The 13,780-nt window shown below is 71.9% G+C and carries 13 protein-coding genes; 11 read left to right on the top strand and 2 right to left on the bottom strand.

All coding sequences use genetic code 11. From position 1 onward, the window contains the following. Nucleotides 1–216: 216 nt before the first annotated feature. The 4 genes from OG709_RS05950 (at nucleotide 217) to OG709_RS05935 (ending at nucleotide 4,519) form a co-directional block, all read left to right on the top strand. Entirely contained in the window at nucleotides 217–1,395 is a 1,179-nt protein-coding gene (locus tag OG709_RS05950; protein ID WP_329165135.1) for a hypothetical protein, read from the top strand. Nucleotides 1,396–1,489: 94 nt separating this feature from the next. Next, nucleotides 1,490–2,704, top strand: coding sequence for a type VII secretion-associated serine protease mycosin (gene mycP / locus OG709_RS05945; protein ID WP_329165133.1), 1,215 nt, complete (start codon nucleotides 1,490–1,492; stop codon nucleotides 2,702–2,704). 137 nt (nucleotides 2,705–2,841) lie between these two features. After that, nucleotides 2,842–3,567, top strand: a complete 726-nt coding sequence (locus OG709_RS05940; protein ID WP_250303324.1) for an SseB family protein — start codon at nucleotides 2,842–2,844, stop codon at nucleotides 3,565–3,567. Nucleotides 3,568–3,703: 136 nt separating this feature from the next. Then, entirely contained in the window at nucleotides 3,704–4,519 is an 816-nt protein-coding gene (locus OG709_RS05935; RefSeq protein ID WP_266643900.1) for an MIP family channel protein, read from the top strand. A gap of 20 nt (nucleotides 4,520–4,539) precedes the next feature. Here OG709_RS05935 and OG709_RS05930 read toward each other — a convergent pair whose 3' ends face one another. After that, the gene (locus OG709_RS05930) at nucleotides 4,540–4,905 is read right to left on the bottom strand and encodes a DUF1844 domain-containing protein (protein WP_250303326.1); all 366 of its coding nucleotides are present in this window, start codon (nucleotides 4,903–4,905) and stop codon (nucleotides 4,540–4,542) included. 363 nt (nucleotides 4,906–5,268) lie between these two features. Between OG709_RS05930 and infC the strand changes: the two genes are divergently transcribed. From infC to pheT, 7 genes are all read left to right on the top strand, one after another. Further along, nucleotides 5,269–5,955, top strand: coding sequence for a translation initiation factor IF-3 (infC, locus tag OG709_RS05925; RefSeq protein WP_266643902.1), 687 nt, complete (start codon nucleotides 5,269–5,271; stop codon nucleotides 5,953–5,955). A 122-nt stretch (nucleotides 5,956–6,077) separates the two neighbouring features. After that, on the top strand, nucleotides 6,078–6,272 hold the full coding sequence (gene rpmI / locus OG709_RS05920) for a 50S ribosomal protein L35 (protein ID WP_003970213.1): 195 nt from the start codon (nucleotides 6,078–6,080) through the stop codon (nucleotides 6,270–6,272). Nucleotides 6,273–6,377: 105 nt separating this feature from the next. Next, a complete protein-coding gene (rplT, locus tag OG709_RS05915; protein WP_250303328.1) occupies nucleotides 6,378–6,764 on the top strand; it encodes a 50S ribosomal protein L20 in 387 nt (128 codons plus the stop codon). A 130-nt stretch (nucleotides 6,765–6,894) separates the two neighbouring features. Next, nucleotides 6,895–7,752, top strand: coding sequence for a TrmH family RNA methyltransferase (locus tag OG709_RS05910; protein WP_250303329.1), 858 nt, complete (start codon nucleotides 6,895–6,897; stop codon nucleotides 7,750–7,752). A 54-nt stretch (nucleotides 7,753–7,806) separates the two neighbouring features. Further along, a complete protein-coding gene (locus OG709_RS05905; protein ID WP_250303330.1) occupies nucleotides 7,807–8,943 on the top strand; it encodes a sensor histidine kinase in 1,137 nt (378 codons plus the stop codon). A 167-nt stretch (nucleotides 8,944–9,110) separates the two neighbouring features. Next, the gene (gene pheS / locus OG709_RS05900; RefSeq protein ID WP_250303331.1) at nucleotides 9,111–10,238 is read left to right on the top strand and encodes a phenylalanine--tRNA ligase subunit alpha; all 1,128 of its coding nucleotides are present in this window, start codon (nucleotides 9,111–9,113) and stop codon (nucleotides 10,236–10,238) included. Next, the gene (pheT, locus tag OG709_RS05895; protein ID WP_250303332.1) at nucleotides 10,238–12,775 is read left to right on the top strand and encodes a phenylalanine--tRNA ligase subunit beta; all 2,538 of its coding nucleotides are present in this window, start codon (nucleotides 10,238–10,240) and stop codon (nucleotides 12,773–12,775) included. The genes pheS and pheT overlap by 1 nt, the downstream gene beginning before the upstream one ends. A 97-nt stretch (nucleotides 12,776–12,872) precedes the next feature. Here the strand turns inward: pheT and OG709_RS05890 are convergent, their stop codons facing one another. Then, a complete protein-coding gene (locus OG709_RS05890; protein WP_250303333.1) occupies nucleotides 12,873–13,733 on the bottom strand; it encodes a 3-hydroxybutyryl-CoA dehydrogenase in 861 nt (286 codons plus the stop codon). Nucleotides 13,734–13,780: the final 47 nt, after the last annotated feature.

The following is a 13,780-nucleotide window of genomic DNA, read 5'->3' as shown; positions in this document are numbered from 1 at the left end:
CCAGACATGATTACCGGAGGGTAAGGGCTGTCCCGCCGGAAATTGCGGGACACCCCTTCAGCCGGACCTTTTGGGCAGATGCCTCGTGCGTACCTTCCGGTGCCCACCGGGGCGGTGCCAGCCCGTAGAGTGACGAACGGACCCGCCGGGAAGGCGCGTCGGCGGTGTCGCGCGCGAGGCACCCGCACCACGACCGGCAGACGCACTGGGGGGCGGATGAGCACCGAAGCGCGACGTGCGCCCTTCCCGTCCTTCCCTCCGCGCCCGCCCGAACCACCGTCCTCGTCCGGCCCGGCGGAGGCCCCGGTCGAGACGACCACCCGGCTGCGCCCCGTCGTCGATGCTCCGGCCGATGAGCCCCCCGCTGCGGAATCGTCCGCCGGGAACCCGCCGGTCGCACCCGGGAGCCCCGTGGAGCCCGGGGCCGCCGAGGCTCAGGTCGCCGCCGCCCCGGCCGTACAGCCTCCGGCCCGCCCGCCCGTCCCACCGCGGCCCGCCGCCCCGCCGCCCACCCGCCGCAGGCCGGTCGGGGCGGTCGACCTCACACCGCGCCCCGGCGCGGGCCGCCCCACGGTGTACGCCCCGCCCCGTCCCGACGCCGCGGAGACCCCGTCGGAGACGACCACCCGGCTGCGGCCCGTGGCGGCGCGGCACCCGGCCAGGACCGCGGCCGTCGCGGCCTGCGCGGTGCTGGGACTCGGGCTGATCGGCGGAGCGGTCGCCGGGAGCGTGCTCAGCGGGAGCACCGCGGCGGCCGACTCCCGTACCGGATTCACCGAGTCGCGCGGCCTGTGGCACAGCACCCCGGTCGACACCCTCTTCCCGCGCACCATCGAGGGACACGGCGCGGGCCCCGGCGGCGCCGACCGTACCTGGACCCGGCTGGCCGTCGCACCGGACGCCGACTGCGCGGGCGGACTGGACCCGTTGCTGCTCAGGGCGCTCCAACCGGTCGGCTGCGTCCGGCTGTTGCGCGCCACCTACACCGACGCGACCAGCAGCAGCGTGACCACGGTCGGCATGCTCTTCACCGAGGCCGACCCCGCCGCCATGACGGCCCTGCACCAGCGATTCGTCACGGAACGGCTCGGCGGGCGCACCGATCTGATGCCCCGCACCTACCCCGTGAAGTCCACCGTCGCCGCGGACTTCGGCGACGCTCAGCGGGCGAGCTGGGCGGTGAGCGTCCTCACCGACGCGCCGGTCGTCGTCTACGCGGTCTCGGGCTTCGCCGACGGACGTACCGTCACCGACCCGGAGCCCGCCGACGAGGCCGTGCAGGAATCCCGTACAACAGCCGCCGCCCAGGCCGGACTCGGCTACGAGGCCAAGGGCATCGAGGAGCGCGTCGAGCGCGCGCTGCGGAAGAACGCCACCGCCACCGGGAAACCCTGATGCGCCGCCGGGAAACCGTGACGCGCCGCCACCGGGAGGCCCCGGTGCGCCGCCGCCGAGAAGCCCTGACGAGTCGCCGCCACGGAGAATCCTGATGAGACGCCAAGGACCCACCGCAGTCACGGCCGCGCTGGCCGCCGCGGCCTTCGCCGTACTGCCCGCCGCACCCGCGCGCGCCGACTCCATCCGCGCCCAGCAGTGGGAACTGGACGCCATGCACACCCAGCAGGCCTGGCGGACGACCAAGGGCAAGGGCATCACGGTCGCCGTCCTGGACACCGGCGTCGACGCCACCAACCCCGACCTCGCGGGACAGGTACTGCCCGCCAAGGACCTGATCGGTTTCGGGGCGGGGCCCGGCGACCGGTCCTGGGCCCGGCACGGCACCGCCATGGCCGGGATCATCGCGGGCCACGGCCACGGCCCGGACGACAGCGAAGGCGTCCTGGGCATCGCCCCCGAGGCACGCATCCTGCCGGTCCGGGTCATCCTCGAAGGCAGCGACCCGGCCATCAAGAAGGCCCGTGAGTCCCGCGGCGGCGCCCTCGCCGACGGCATCCGCTGGGCGGCCGACCACCACGCCGACGTCATCAACCTCTCGCTCGGCGACGACAGCGCGTCCGCCCGCCCGGAAGCGGGCCAGGACGACGCCATCCAGTACGCCCTCTCCAAGGGCGCGGTCGTGGTCGCGTCGGCGGGCAACGGCGGGGAGAAGGGCGACCACATCTCCTACCCGGCCGCCTACCCGGGAGTGATCGCGGTGGCGGCCGTCGACCGGTACGGCACGCACGCCTCGTTCTCCACCCGCCGCTGGTACGCCACCGTGAGCGCCCCGGGGGTCGACGTGGTGATCGCCGACCCCGACCACAAGTACTACGAGGGCTGGGGCACCAGCGCCGCCTCGGCTTTCGTCTCCGGAGCGGTCGCGCTGGTACGCGCCGCGCACCCGGATCTGACCCCCGCCCAGATCAAGAAGCTGCTCACGGACACCGCCCGCAGCGCTCCCCGGGGCGGGCGCGACGACGCCCACGGCTACGGCATCATCGACCCGGCGGCAGCGCTCAGGGCTGCGGCGCGGAAGGCGCCCGACAGCATCCGTACGGACTCCGCCGCCTACGGGAGGAAGTACTTCGGCCCCGGCCCGGAATCCGCGTCCGGCGACGACGGTCCGGCGGGCTGGCTCGTGCCGCTCGCGGGCAGCGTGGGCGTACTGCTGCTGGCGGCCGGCGTGGTGCTGTGGCGCGGCGGTCCCGGCGGAGCGGGAAGGGTGCGCGGCGCGGGCTTCAGCCGTTATCGCCGACGGCCGTGACGGCGGCCGTGCCGCACTCCCGACCACCGGGACACCGGCGGCCCGGGTGGCCTGCCCCGGCGATCAGACAGCCGCGGCCCCCTGAACGAACCGCAGCCCCGTGAAGCAGCCGCGGCCCCGGCGGCTAGGCTCGGGGCGTGGCGCTCAAGAACATTCCGGACCCCGGATTCTCCGAAGACGACGGCACCGCCGACCCCGGGCTGGCCGCGGCGCTCGCCGCCTGGTCGCAGGACAGGGCGGCGGAGCCCCAGGTGCTGGAGGCCCTGAAGGGCGCCCGGCTGCTGGTCCCGGTCGTGGCGATCCTGGGGGAGGCGGAGACCGGCGAGGACGGGCTGCGCCGCGAGAAGTCCAGCGACATGGCGGTCCCCACGCTCCAGGCCGGTGACCGCAGGGCGCTCCCCGCCTTCACCTCGACCGAGTCGCTGGCCCGCTGGGACCCGCAGGCCCGGCCGGTCGCCGTACCGCTGCACCAGGCGCTCCAGGCCGCCGCCCACGAGCGGGCCGACACCCTGCTGCTCGACCTGGCGGGGCCCGTCCCGTACGAGCTGACGGGTCCGGCGCTGCTGGCCCTGGCCGAGGGCCGCACCAGCGCGGACCCGCTCGACGACCCGGCCGTCGTGGAAGCGGTACGGGGTGTGGTCGCCGCACATCCCGGCGTACTCCGCGCCCACCTCGGCCCCGGCCGGGCCGACGGCACGCTGGCCCTGGTGCTGACGCCGGGCACGGAGCAGGCGGCGGCGGGCGCCGTCGCGACGGCGCTGGCGGCCGACGAGGTGCTGCGGGCACGGCTGGTGCGCGGGCTGGATCTGGCACTGCTGCCGGCCGACGCGCCCGCGCCCAACGCCCCGCTCTTCGCGCGCTGACCCGGGGCCCGCTCCGACCTTGACGGGTGGCGCCCGCTCCGGCCTTGACGGGCGGAGATACGGCCCCGACAGGCAGAGACGCCTCACTCGACGAATAATTGCGGAGAAATCCGACAATCTTCGTGAGGTGTGAGGTATGGAGACGGAGACGCGGAGGATAGGCGCGGAGTTCCTGGGAACTCTGCTGCTGGTGTTCGTCGCCGTGGGCGCCGCGGTTCTCGCCGCCGAGTACATCGGCGCCTTCGGTATCGCGCTCACCTTCGGATTCACCATGCTGGCGCTGTCCTACTCGCTGGGCGCGATCTCGGGCTGCCACATCAACCCGGCCGTGACGATGGGCATGCTGGTGGCCGGGCGGATGAAGGTGCGCACGGCGGTGGAGTACTGGGTGGCGCAGCTGGCCGGCGGCATCGTCGGCGCGGCGCTCCTCTTCCTGCTCGCCAAGCAGGTGCCGGGGCTCAAGACCCACGGGCTGTTCGGCAGCAACGGCTACGACAGCCGCTCGGCCGTGCACCTCAACCTGGGCGGCGCCTTCCTGGTGGAAGTGGCGCTCACCTTCGTGTTCGTCTTCGTCGTGCTGGCCGTCACGCACAAGGTGGCGGTCACGGGCTTCGACGGGCTCCCCATCGGCCTGGCGCTCGGCGCCGTCCACCTGGTCGGCATCCCGCTGACCGGCACCTCGGTGAACCCGGCGCGGAGTCTGGGTCCGGCCATCTTCGCCGGAAGTCCCGCGCTCTCCCAGGTGTGGCTGTTCATCGTCGCCCCGCTGATCGGCGGGGCGCTCGCGGCGCTCGTCCACCGGTTCACCCACCCCGCGGGATTCACCGGCCACGACGAGGAGTCCCCGTCCCCGGCGGGCGGGGCCCCGGCCGGGGAAGCCCTCGCCGGGGAGGCTCCGGCCGGTCCGCGCGGGACCCTGTGGCCCCGGCGCGGCTCCCGGCCGCAGTCGTAAGAAGGAACCGGGTCGGTCCCTCAGCCGTAGACCGGCCCGGTGTACTTCTCGCCGGGGCCCTGGCCGGGCTCGTCGGGTACGACCGACGCCTCGCGGAACGCCAACTGGAGCGACTTCAGGCCGTCGCGCAGCGGAGCCGCGTGGAAGGAGCTGATCTCCGTGGCGCTGGCCGTCACCAGTCCGGCCAGCGCCTGGATCAGCTTCCGCGCCTCGTCCAGGTCCTTGTGCTTCTCGCCGTCCTCGGCGAGGCCGAGGTTGACGGCTGCCGAGCTCATCAGATGCACTGCGACCGTCGTGATCACCTCGACCGCGGGGACGTCCGCGATGTCGCGGGTCATGGAGTCGAAGCCGGGGGCTTCTTCGGGGGTAGGGGTCGCGTCGCTCATGACGCACACGATATGCGGTGGCGTCCCGGCCCCCGCGCGGAGGCCGGGGGAGCGCGGGATTGGCCCGGATACGGGCGAGCTGCTAACCTTGTGTAACGACCGGCCGGACACCTATGTGCTCGGCCCACAAGTGGAGGCTCCGATCTCCCACCTGACTGTCCTCCGGGACGGCGGGTCACCGGTCAGGCGGCGCCCATCGTTCCGTACGGACGATGGAAGCCACCCGATGTGCGCCCCGCGGTTGACGCGGCGGTGCTCCGGTATGTGAGGAGCTCCCGCCTGTGTCCCGTCCGGGGCGTTTTTCATGTTCCAGTGCGGTTGGTCTGTCGATACAGACGTTACGCGGCTGTCTGCCAGAGAGCCGTGTGGTGCTACCGAGGAGGATCCATCAGCGCCGAGCCCCGCATCAACGACCGGATTCGCGTTCCCGAGGTGCGACTTGTCGGACCCAGTGGCGAGCAGGTCGGCATCGTGCCGCTTGCCAAGGCCCTGGAGCTGGCACAGGAGTACGACCTCGACCTGGTCGAGGTCGCGGCGACCGCCCGTCCGCCCGTGTGCAAGCTCATGGATTACGGGAAGTTCAAGTACGAGTCGGCCATGAAGGCCCGTGAGGCGCGCAAGAACCAGGCGCACACGGTCATCAAGGAGATGAAGCTCCGGCCGAAGATCGACCCGCACGACTACGACACCAAAAAGGGTCACGTCGTGCGCTTCCTCAAGCAGGGCGACAAGGTCAAGATCACGATCATGTTCCGTGGCCGTGAGCAGTCCCGTCCCGAACTGGGCTTCCGGCTGCTCCAGCGTCTCGCTTCGGACGTCGAGGACCTCGGGTTCATCGAGTCGAACCCGAAGCAGGACGGCCGAAACATGATCATGGTTCTTGGCCCGCACAAGAAGAAGACCGAGGCCATGGCCGAGGCGCGCGAGGCTCAGGCCGCCCGCAAGGCGGAGCGCCAGGGCTACGCGACCGAGGGGTCCGCGGACGAGGCCACCGAGGCTCCGGCCGAGGCGGAGGCCGAAGCACCGGCCGAGACCACCTCCGAAGCGTGACCAGGGGGGCCGCCACCCAGGCGGCCCCGGGGTTCCGCCCGGAACACATACCAACGATCTGACGCTCCTGGCTGCCGGTGCCCGCACCGGGGGAGCGTCACTGACGAGGAGAGAACGGCGCGATGCCGAAGAACAAGACGCACAGCGGTGCCAGCAAGCGCTTCAAGATCACCGGCTCCGGCAAGGTGCTCCGTGAGCGCGCCGGCAAGCGCCACCTGCTTGAGCACAAGTCGTCCAAGAAGACGCGTTCGCTGACCGGCACCGTCGTGGTGGCCCCGGCCGACGCCAAGAAGATCAAGAAGCTTCTCGGCAAGTGATGTCGCAGCCCCCGGTGACCGTCGGGGGCGCGATATCGGGACCGGGACCAATTCGTTTCCGGGCCGTGTGAGTTCACCCACGGCCCCGCTACAAGGAGTCAACTAGTGGCACGCGTCAAGCGGGCAGTCAACGCCCACAAGAAGCGCCGGGCAATTCTCGAAGCGGCCAAGGGCTACCGCGGTCAGCGTTCGCGCCTGTACCGCAAGGCCAAGGAGCAGGTCACCCACTCCCTGGTCTACAACTACAACGACCGCAAGAAGCGCAAGGGCGACTTCCGTCAGCTGTGGATCCAGCGCATCAACGCCGCTGCCCGCCAGAACGGCATGACGTACAACCGCCTCATCCAGGGTCTGAAGGCCGCCAACATCGAGGTGGACCGCAAGATCCTCGCCGAGCTGGCCGTCAACGACACCAACGCGTTCGCCGCGCTGGTCGAGGTCGCGCAGAAGGCGCTCCCGAGCGACGTCAACGCGCCGAAGACCGCTGCCTGATCCAGGCAAGCTCTTCAACGGAGGACCCGCAGGCGGACACCGCCTGCGGGTCCGCTGTGTTCCACACTCCGGACGCACCGCCGTCCGGACGCTCCGCAGTTCCGTACGTACGTAAGGTGAAACGCCGACCATGGGCACCCCCGCCGAGCTGATCTCCCCGCGTTCCCCGCGCGTCGCCGCCGCCAAGCGGCTCGCCCGGCGCAACTTCCGTACCAAGGAACGCCGGTTCATCGCCGAGGGGCCGCAGGCCGTGCGTGAGGCGGTCCGGCACCGGGTGGGCGGCGAGCCGACCCTGACCGAGCTGTTCACCACCGTCGAGGCCGCCGAACGGTACGAGTCCATCGTCGAGGCGGCCCGGTCCGGCGGCGCACGGATCCATCTCGCCGCCGACGAGGTGCTCGCCGAACTCTCCCAGACCGTCACCCCGCAGGGCCTCGTCGGCGTCTGCCGCTTCCTGGACTCGCCGTTCGAGGAGATCCTCGCCGCGCGCCCCAGGCTGGTGGCGGTCCTCGCGAACGTCCGCGACCCGGGGAACGCCGGGACGGTGCTGCGCTGCGCGGACGCCGCCGGGGCCGACGCCGTTGTCCTCACCGACGCCTCCGTCGACCTGTACAACCCCAAGTCCGTCCGGGCGTCGGTCGGTTCGCACTTCCATCTGCCGGTCGCGGTGGGCGTCCCCGTCGAGCAGGCCGTCGCCGGGCTGAAGGCCGCGGGCGTACGGATCCTCGCGGCCGACGGCGCGGGCGACGACGACCTGGACGCCGAACTCGACGCGGGCACCATGGGCGGGCCGAGCGCCTGGGTGTTCGGCAACGAGGCGTGGGGGCTGCCCGAGGAGACCAGGGCGCTCGCCGACGCCGTGGTCCGCGTCCCCATCCACGGCAGGGCGGAGAGCCTCAACCTCGCGACGGCCGCCGCCGTGTGCCTCTACGCGTCCGCCCGTGCGCAGCGTGCTGCGGGAGGGTGCCGCTCCGTCACCTCCAGCTAGTAGGGTGGCCAACTCGGGGGCCCACTGCGCTATTCGGAGAGGTGGGATACGGGGATGGCCGTCTCAGCGGACAGTACGTCGGCGCACGGACACGGATCGCCACCGGACGGGTACGGCGGACCGGGCGAGGTACAGGCGTACCAGGGCGTGGCCCCGGACGACCTGCCCGACGGCCTCGTCGTCGCCGACGAGAACGGCCGGGTCGTCTGCTTCAACACCGCCGCCGCACGGATCACCGCCGTACCGAAGGAAGCCGCACTCGGCTCCCCGCTGGAGCAGGCGCTGCCCCTGGAGGACCTCAAGGGCCGCCGCTGGTGGACGCTGACCGATCCGTACGGCGGACTCGCCATCCGGCACGGACAGCCCGAGCGCAATCTGCTCCTGCCCGGCGGCCGGGAGGTGCTGGTCTCCGCACGCTACATACGGGAGCACCCCACCGGGCCCGTGCGGCGGCTGGTGATCTCGCTCCGGGGCACCGAGGCCCGGCGGCGCACCGAGCGCAGCCACGCCGAGCTGATAGCCACCGTCGCGCACGAACTGCGCTCCCCGCTGACCTCGGTCAAAGGCTTCACCGCGACCCTGCTCGCCAAATGGGAGCGCTTCACCGACGCCCAGAAGCGGCTCATGCTGGAGACCGTCGACGCCGACGCCAACCGCGTGACCCGGCTGATCGCCGAGCTGCTCGACATCTCCCGCATCGACTCGGGCCGCCTGGAGCTGCGCCGCCAGCCGGTGGACATCGGCGCCGCAGTGGACCGGCACATCCAGGCACACACCGCGTCCGGACAGGACCCCGACCGGTTCGTGGTCCGCATCCAGCAGCCGCTGCCCGATCTGTGGGCGGACCCGGACAAGGTCGACCAGGTGCTGGGCAACCTGCTGGAAAACGCGGTGCGCCACGGCGAGGGAACCGTCACCATCGAGGTGGCGCCGGCCGCCGCGAAGGACGACGAGAAGGGAACGGGTGTCACCGTGACCGACGAAGGCCCCGGTATCCCCGAGGAGTCGATGAGCCGTGTCTTCACCCGGTTCTGGCGGGGCAGCAAACGCGGTGGGACCGGGCTCGGCCTGTACATCGTCAAGGGCATCATCGAGGCGCACGGCGGGACGATCACCGTGGGCCGCGGGCCCGGCGGCGGCGCCGAATTCCGATTTATCCTGCCCGTGGGTACTCCGGCCCACCTGAAATAGGGACCCGTCGCACGGCATCACGCCGGGGCGACGGGAGAGCCGGAACGGACCGCGGGCTTCTTCGCCCCCCTGAGACCTCTAGACTCGACCTTTGGCACGTTTGCGTCCTTGACGTCGCTGTCGGCGAGGTGGTCGCCTCAGCCAGCCAATCGGAAGTACGGGAAGAGATGTCGGCACCGAACAAGTCGTACGACCCAGTTGAGGTCGAGGCACTGAAACCGGAAGAGATCGAGCGCATGCGGAGCGAGGCGCTCGCCGCCTTCGCCGCCGCGGGCGACCTCGACGCGCTCGCACACGCGAAGACGGCGCACACCGGCGGCACCTCGCCGCTGGCGCTCGCCAACCGCGAGATCGGTGCGCTGCCGCCCCAGGCCAAGGCCGAGGCGGGCAAGCGCGTGGGCATGGCGCGCGGCGCGGTGAACAAGGCCCTCGCGGCCCGCCAGGCCGAGCTGGAGACCGAGCGCGACGAGCGCGTCCTGGTCGAGGAGGCAGTGGACGTCACACTGCCCCACGACCGCACGCCCGCCGGCGCCCGCCACCCGCTGACCACGTTCATGGAGCGGGTCGCGGACATCTTCGTCGCCATGGGGTACGAGGTCGCCGAGGGCCCGGAGGTCGAGGCGGAGTGGTTCAACTTCGACGCCCTGAACTTCACCCCGGACCACCCGGCCCGGCAGATGCAGGACACCTTCTTCGTCCAGGGCCCGGAGGGCACCGAGGGCGACGAGTCCGGTGTCGTGCTGCGCACCCACACCTCGCCCGTCCAGGCCCGTACGCTGCTCGACCGTGAGCCGCCCGTCTACGTCGTCTGCCCGGGGCGGGTCTACCGCACCGACGAGCTGGACGCCACGCACACCCCGGTCTTCCACCAGATCGAGCTGCTCGCCGTGGACGAGGGCCTGACCATGGCCGACCTCAAGGGCACCCTGGACCACATGGTGCAGTCGCTCTTCGGCCAGGACATGACCACCCGGCTGCGCCCGAACTACTTCCCGTTCACCGAGCCGTCCGCCGAGATGGACATGCAGTGCTACGTCTGCCGCGGCGCGTCGGTGGGCAACCCCGACCGCCCGTGCCGTACCTGCTCCAGCGAGGGCTGGATCGAGCTGGGCGGCTGCGGGATGGTCAACCCCAAGGTGCTGACCGCCTGTGGCGTCGACCCCGGGAAGTACAGCGGATTCGCCTTCGGGTTCGGCATCGAACGGATGCTGATGTTCCGCCACAACGTCGAAGACATGCGAGACATGGTCGAGGGTGACATCCGTTTCACCCGGCCGTTCGGGATGGAGATCTGATGCGGGTCCCGCTTTCCTGGCTGCGGGAGTACGTCGATCTCCCCGCCACCGAGACCGGCCGTGACGTACAGGCCAAGCTCATCGGCGTCGGTCTGGAGGTCGAGACGGTCGAGCAGATCGGCGCCGGCCTCAAGGGCCCGCTGGTCGTCGGCAAGGTCCTCACCATCGAGGAGCTGGAGGGCTTCAAGAAGCCGATCCGGTTCTGCACCGTCGACGTCGGCACGGCCAACGGCACCGGCGAGCCGCAGGAGATCGTCTGCGGCGCCCGGAACTTCGCCGTCGGCGACAAGGTCGTCGTGGTCCTGCCGGGCGCGGTCCTGCCCGGTGACTTCGCCATCGCCGCGCGCAAGACGTACGGCAAGACCTCGCACGGCATGATCTGCTCCGGCGACGAGCTGGGCATGGGCGACGACGGCTCGCACGGCATCATCGTGCTGCCGCCCGAGCACGAGGTCGGCACCGACGCCATCGCGCTGCTCGAACTGGTCGACGAGGTCCTGGACATCGCCGTCACCCCGGACCGCGGGTACGCCCTGTCGATCCGCGGCGTGGCCCGGGAGACCGCCACCGCCTACGGCCTGCCGCTGAGCGACCCGGCGCTGCTGGACGTGCCCGCGCCGAACGCGGACGGATACCCGGTGCGGATCGCCGCCCCCGACGGCTGCGACCGCTTCACCGCGCGTACGGTCGTCGGTCTCGACCCCGAGGCCCGTTCCCCGATCTGGCTGCAGCGCCGTCTGCAGAAGGCCGGGATGCGCCCGATCTCGCTCGCCGTCGACATCACCAACTACGTGATGCTGGAGCTCGGCCAGCCGCTGCACGCCTACGACCGGACCCGGATCGACGGGCCGATCGGGGTGCGCAGGGCGGAGCCCGGCGAGAAGTTCACCACGCTCGACGGCGTCGCACGCGTCCTCGACGCGGGCGACCTCGTCATCACCGACAACCGCGGCCCCATCGGCCTGGCCGGGGTGATGGGCGGCGCCAACACCGAGATCGCCGACGCGCAGCCCGACCCCGCCACCGGACAGGTCCGGGGCACCACCGAGGTCGTCATCGAGGCCGCGCACTTCGACGCGCTCTCCATCTCGCGCACCGCCCGCCGTCAGAAGCTGGCCTCCGAGGCGTCCAAGCGCTTCGAGCGGGGCGTCGACCCGGAGGCCGCCTCGGCAGCCGCCCAGCGGACCGTCGACCTCCTCGTGCTGCTCGCGGGCGGCACCGCGGAGCCCGGCGTCACCGAGATCATCGCGCCGTCCGCGCCGCGCACCATCTCGATGCCCGCCGACCACCCCGACCGGGTGGCCGGCGTCGCCTACGGCCGCGAGACCGTCGTACGCCGCCTCCAGCAGGTCGGCTGTGACGTCTACGGGCAGGACGAACTGGTCGTCACCGTGCCGTCCTGGCGCCCCGACCTCGCCTACCCCAACGACCTGGCCGAAGAGGTCATCCGCCTGGAGGGGTACGAGAACCTCCCCTCGACGCTGCCCAGGCCCCCGGCGGGCCGCGGGCTGACCGCGCGGCAGCGGCTGCACCGCAGGGTCGGCCGCGCGCTGGCCGGTGTCGGCTTCGTCGAGGCACTGAGCTACCCGTTCCTCGGCGACGCGGCGTTCGACCAGCTCGGCCTGGCCGCCGACGACCCCCGCCGTGACACGGTCAAGCTGGTCAACCCGCTCTCCGACGAGGAGCCCGCGCTGCGCACCACGCTGCTGCCGGGTCTGCTCGGCGCGCTGCGGCGCAACACCGGACGCGGCTCGCACGACCTCGCGCTCTTCGAGACCGGCCTGGTCTTCGTCCCCCGGCCCGCAGAGAACGACGGCCAGGGCGTGCCCGCGCGGCTGCCCGTCGACCGCAGGCCCACGGACGAGGAGATCGCCGGGCTCGACGCCGCACTGCCGCACCAGCCGCGCCGCATCGCCGCCGTTCTGACCGGTGCGCGCGAGCAGTCCGGCTGGTGGGGCAAGGGCCGCCCGGCCGACTGGGCGGACGCCGTCGAGGCGGCCCGTACCGTCGCCCGCGAGGCCGGTGTCGAGCTGACCGTCCGCGGTGACCGCAACGAGCCGTGGCACCCCGGCCGTTGCGCCGCGCTGTACGTCACCGTGGACGGCGAGGACGTACTCGCCGGTCACGCGGGCGAACTGCACCCGCGCGTCATCAAGGCGTTCCATCTCCCGGAGCGCACCTGCGCGATGGAGATCGAGCTGGATGTGCTGGAGCGGGCGACCACCGTGCTCGTCGCGCCCCGGATCTCCGTCTTCCCGGTGGCGACCCAGGACGTCGCGCTGATCGTCCCGGCGGGTGTGCCTGCCGCCGACGTCGAGGCGGCGCTGCGCGAGGGCGCGGGTGAACTCCTCGAGTCGCTGCGGCTGTTCGACGTCTTCACCGGTGACCAGATCGGTGCGGGCAAGAAGTCCCTGGCGTACGCGCTGCGCTTCCGCGCGGCGGACCGCACGCTCACCGTGGACGAGGCGACGACCGCGCGGGACGCGGCTGTCGCACTCGCCACGGAGCGGACCGGGGCGGTGCTGCGCGGGGCGTAGGTCCTGCCGGGCCACCGTGCCGGTCGGCGGAGGTGGCGCAGAGCGATCTGCTGAGGGGCGTGTCCGGACCACCGGACACGCCCCTCACTCGTCCGGGTCAGGAGTACGGGTAGAAGCCCGACCCCGTCTTACGGCCGAGCCGTCCGGCGTCCACCATCCGCTGGAGCAGCGGGGGAGCGGCGTACAGCGGCTCCTTGTACTCGGCGTACATCGAGTCCGCGACCGAAGCGACCGTGTCCAGGCCGATCAGGTCGGAGAGCTTCAGCGGACCCATCGGATGGGCGCAGCCCATCTCCATGCCGTTGTCGATGTCCTCGCGGCTCGCGATGCCCGACTCGAACATCCGGATCGCGGAGAGCAGATACGGGATGAGGAGCGCGTTGACCACGAAACCGGAGCGGTCCTGGGCGCGGATCGCGTGCTTGCCGAGCACGTCCTGCACCAGCGCCTCGGAGCGCCGGACGGTCTCGTCGGAGGTGGTCAGCGCCGGGATCAGCTCGACGAGCTGCTGCACGGGGGCCGGGTTGAAGAAGTGGATGCCCATGACCTGGTCCGGCCTGGACGTCGCGACGGCCAGCTTCACCAGCGGGATGGAGGAGGTGTTGGAGGCCAGGATGGCGTCCTGGCTGGTCACGACCTGGTCGAGGACCTGGAAGATCTCGGTCTTGACCTGCTCGTTCTCCACGACGGCCTCGATGACGAGATCGCGGTCGGCGAACTCCCCGAGGTCGGTGGTGAAGCTCAGCCGGCCGAGCGTCGCGTCGCGCTCCTCCTCGGTGATCTTGCCGCGCTCCGCGGCCTTCGAGAGGGAGTTGTGGAGCCGGGTGCGGCCTATCTCCAGAGCCTCACCGGTGGTCTCGGCGACCTTCACCTCCAGGCCGCTACGGGCGCAGACCTCTGCAATACCCGCGCCCATCTGGCCGCAGCCCACCACTCCGACGCGTTCGATGTCGGTCACATCCAGCCTTTCGCAGATCGTCGCGGGCGAGTTCCCCGTATGCTCCC

The sequence above is a fragment of the Streptomyces sp. NBC_01267 genome (genome assembly GCF_036241575.1).
Lineage (GTDB): Bacteria > Actinomycetota > Actinomycetes > Streptomycetales > Streptomycetaceae > Streptomyces.
Note: the sequence above shows the minus strand (reverse complement) of the source record. Positions and strands in the feature narration are given on the sequence as shown.

Coding starts and splice junctions, on each gene's coding strand:
- rpmI (WP_003970213.1), top strand. CDS start 6,078: ATGCCGAAGAACAAGACGCACAGCGGTGCCAGCAAGCGCTTCAAGATC.
- OG709_RS05935 (WP_266643900.1), top strand. CDS start 3,704: ATGGAGACGGAGACGCGGAGGATAGGCGCGGAGTTCCTGGGAACTCTG.
- pheS (WP_250303331.1), top strand. CDS start 9,111: ATGTCGGCACCGAACAAGTCGTACGACCCAGTTGAGGTCGAGGCACTG.
- pheT (WP_250303332.1), top strand. CDS start 10,238: ATGCGGGTCCCGCTTTCCTGGCTGCGGGAGTACGTCGATCTCCCCGCC.
- OG709_RS05905 (WP_250303330.1), top strand. CDS start 7,807: ATGGCCGTCTCAGCGGACAGTACGTCGGCGCACGGACACGGATCGCCA.
- OG709_RS05930 (WP_250303326.1), bottom strand. CDS start 4,905: ATGAGCGACGCGACCCCTACCCCCGAAGAAGCCCCCGGCTTCGACTCC.
- OG709_RS05910 (WP_250303329.1), top strand. CDS start 6,895: ATGGGCACCCCCGCCGAGCTGATCTCCCCGCGTTCCCCGCGCGTCGCC.
- mycP (WP_329165133.1), top strand. CDS start 1,490: ATGAGACGCCAAGGACCCACCGCAGTCACGGCCGCGCTGGCCGCCGCG.
- OG709_RS05950 (WP_329165135.1), top strand. CDS start 217: ATGAGCACCGAAGCGCGACGTGCGCCCTTCCCGTCCTTCCCTCCGCGC.